This is a genomic window from Thioclava pacifica DSM 10166 (genome assembly GCF_000714535.1).
GTDB lineage: Bacteria > Pseudomonadota > Alphaproteobacteria > Rhodobacterales > Rhodobacteraceae > Thioclava > Thioclava pacifica.
Genome location: NZ_AUND01000019.1, coordinates 1 through 3,513 on the forward strand (window position 1 = coordinate 1; position 3,513 = coordinate 3,513).

Sequence of the window (3,513 nt, forward strand, 5' to 3'; positions counted from 1 at the left end):
TTGGTTGCGGGAGTAGGATTTGAACCTACGACCTTCAGGTTATGAGCCTGACGAGCTACCGGGCTGCTCCATCCCGCGCCAATTCCCGAGGGCTTATGTTTGCGATCGGGGATGAGATCGTTTTGAGAGATGATATTTTCGCTTCTTTCTAGGTTTGGCGGTGACCTACTCTCCCACGTCTTAAGACGCAGTACCATTGGCGCGACGGCACTTAACGGCCGAGTTCGGAAAGGGATCGGGTGTTTTGCTCGTGCTATGACCACCAAACCGAGGAAGAAGCGAAGTCCAAGTCATGTATTGTGCATGCTTTTTTGATCGGAGCCAGATGTCTGGCTACTACCGGATCAAATCAAGCCAATCGGGCAATTAGTACTGGTCAACTGAACGCGTTGCCGCGCTTACATCTCCAGCCTATCGACGTGGTGGTCTTCCACGGCCCTCAAGGGATACCTAGTTTTGAAGGGGGCTTCCCGCTTAGATGCTTTCAGCGGTTATCCTGTCCGGACATAGCTACCCAGCACTACCGTTGGCACGATAACTGGTCCACCAGTGGTCCGTTCACCCCGGTCCTCTCGTACTAGGGGCAACTCTTCTCAAGTATCCTACACCCACGGCAGATAGGGACCGAACTGTCTCACGACGTTCTAAACCCAGCTCACGTACCTCTTTAAACGGCGAACAGCCGTACCCTTGGGACCTGCTCCAGCCCCAGGATGAGATGAGCCGACATCGAGGTGCCAAACGGTGCCGTCGATATGGACTCTTGGGCACCATCAGCCTGTTATCCCCAGAGTACCTTTTATCCGTTGAGCGATGGCCCTTCCACTCGGGACCACCGGATCACTATGGCCGACTTTCGTCTCTGCTCGACTTGTCAGTCTTGCAGTCAGGCTGGCTTCTGCCATTGCACTCAACGACCGATTTCCGACCGGTCTGAGCCAACCTTCGCGCGCCTCCGTTACACTTTGGGAGGCGACCGCCCCAGTCAAACTACCCACCACGCAGGGTCCCGGACCCGGATAACGGGCCGCGGTTAGACATCAAGAGTGCGAAGGGTGGTATCTCAAGGGAGGCTCCACCAAAACTGGCGTTCTGGTTTCAAAGCCTACCACCTATCCTGCACATCACAATCCTGATGCCAGTGCGAAGCTATAGTAAAGGTTCATGGGGTCTTTCCGTCTAACCGCGGGTAGTGTGCATCTTGACACACAGTTCAATTTCGCTGAGTCCACGTTTGAGACAGCGGGGAGATCGTTACGCCATTCGTGCAGGTCGGAACTTACCCGACAAGGAATTTCGCTACCTTAGGACCGTTATAGTTACGGCCGCCGTTTACCGGGGCTTCAATTCGGTGCTTGCACACCTCCTTTTAACCTTCCGGCACCGGGCAGGCGTCAGACTGTATACGTCGCCTTACGGCTTCGCACAGCCCTGTGTTTTAAGTAAACAGTCGCCACCCCCTAGTTTGTGCCCCCCACCCTCACTTGCGTGAGAATGGGGCCTCCTTCTCGCGAACTTACGGAGGCATTTTGCCGAGTTCCTTAAACGTGGTTCTCTCAAGCGCCTTGGTATTCTCTACCAGTCCACCTGTGTCGGTTTCGGGTACGATCTTAAAGTGGGGCTATTTCCAGGAACCGCTAAGCAGCCCGTTCAATCCGATAAGAACGAACTACCCTCGCGATCCGTCACCACCACATGGCCCAGGAATATTAACCTGGTTCCCATCGACTACGCCTTTCGGCCTCGCCTTAGGGGTCGGCTTACCCTGCTCAGATTAGCTTTAAGCAGGAACCCTTGGACTTTCGGCGACAGGGTCTCTCACCCTGTTTGTCGCTACTCATGTCAACATTCTCACTTCTGATCACTCCACCGGATGCCTTACAGCCCGGCTTCACAGTCAGAACATTGCCTCCAATAGCTCCGAAGAGCGTAAGGAGGCAGCGTTCTATATCACAGAACGCTCCGCTACCACGCACATCACTGTGCATCCAAAGCTTCGGCTCGTGGCTTGAGCCCCGTTACATCTTCGCCGCAGGACCTCTTGACTAGACCAGTGAGCTGTTACGCTATCTTTAAAGGATGGCTGCTTCTAAGCCAACCTCCTGGTTGTTTTGGAAGTCCCACATGCTTTCCCACTTAGCCACGAATTGGGGGCCTTAGCTGTTGGTCAGGGTTGTTTCCCTCTCCACGACGGACGTTAGCACCCGCCGTGTGTCTGCCGATCAGTTCTTCCCGGTATTCGGAGTTTGCTTAGACTCAGTAAGGCTGTGGGCCCCCATCATCCATGCAGTGCTCTACCCCCGGGAGAATACAATCGACGCGCTACCTAAATAGCTTTCGCGGAGAACCAGCTATCTCCAGATTTGATTGGCCTTTCACCCCTAGCCACACGTCATCCGGACCCTTTTCAACGGGTGTCGGTTCGGACCTCCAGTGAGTGTTACCTCACCTTCATCCTGCACATGGCTAGATCATCTGGTTTCGGGTCTGATCCATCGAACTAAAACGCCCTTTTAAGACTCGCTTTCGCTACGCCTACACCTAACGGCTTAAGCTCGCTCGATAGACCAAGTCGTTGACCCATTATACAAAAGGTACGCCGTCAGGGCTCAAGGCCCCTCCGACTGCTTGTAGGCGTCCGGTTTCAGAAACTGTTTCACTCCCCTCGTCGGGGTGCTTTTCACCTTTCCCTCACGGTACTGGTTCGCTATCGGTCAGTAAGGAGTACTTAGCCTTCGAGGGTGGTCCCCCGATCTTCAGACAGGATTTCACGTGTCCCGCCCTACTTAATGCGTCCTATCGAGCTTCCCATACGGGGCTGTCACCCACTATGGCTGATCTTTCCAGATCATTCTGGTCACTTTCAAGGTTCGGCTGGTCCGCGTTCGCTCGCCACTACTAGCGGAGTATCTGTTGATTTCCTTTCCTCCGGGTACTTAGATGTTTCAGTTCCCCGGGTTCGCTCTTAAAACCCTATGTATTCAGGTAATAAGTACCTGTTTCAGAACGTTATAAACTACCGAAGTAATTATAACGAACTGTCAGGTGGGTTTCCCCATTCGGAAATTCCTGGATCAAAGCTTATTCTCAGCTCCCCAGGACTTATCGCAGAGTATCACGTCCTTCATCGCCTCTTACTGCCAAGGCATCCACCAAACGCCCTTCTCGCGCTTGATTTGATCCGGAAGAAGCAAGACCTCTTCCGGTCAAAAGCATGCATACTTACCCGCAACATCCGAAGATGTCGCGTCGTGGAACCGGAGTTCCACTTTGGTTAGTGTACTTGACTTGGACAACGTCACATCTTGCTACTTGCGTAGCGCGCACCTCTCACACGAGGCGCCTGTGACGCTGATGTTTCATCTCTCTAAACGATGTCAATGTTCGTCCGGTTGGACGGTTAAACACTCAATCTCAGTGCTTAACGATCAAACCGAAGTTTGGTGGAGCCTATCGGGATCGAACCGATGACCTCCTGAATGCAAATCAGGCGCTCTCCCAGCTGAGCTAAGG

Annotated in this window: 1 tRNA gene and 2 rRNA genes; all 3 read right to left on the minus strand. The window is 53.4% G+C overall.

Annotated elements, in window-relative coordinates:
* Position 1 precedes the first annotated feature (1 nt).
* Positions 2 to 78, minus strand: a tRNA-Met gene (locus TP2_RS09245).
* Between the two features lie 74 nt (positions 79 to 152).
* Positions 153 to 267: ribosomal RNA gene (rrf, locus tag TP2_RS09250) — 5S ribosomal RNA — on the minus strand.
* Between the two features lie 78 nt (positions 268 to 345).
* A 23S ribosomal RNA gene (locus tag TP2_RS09255) occupies positions 346 to 3,177 on the minus strand.
* Between the last annotated feature and the right edge of the window lie 336 nt (positions 3,178 to 3,513).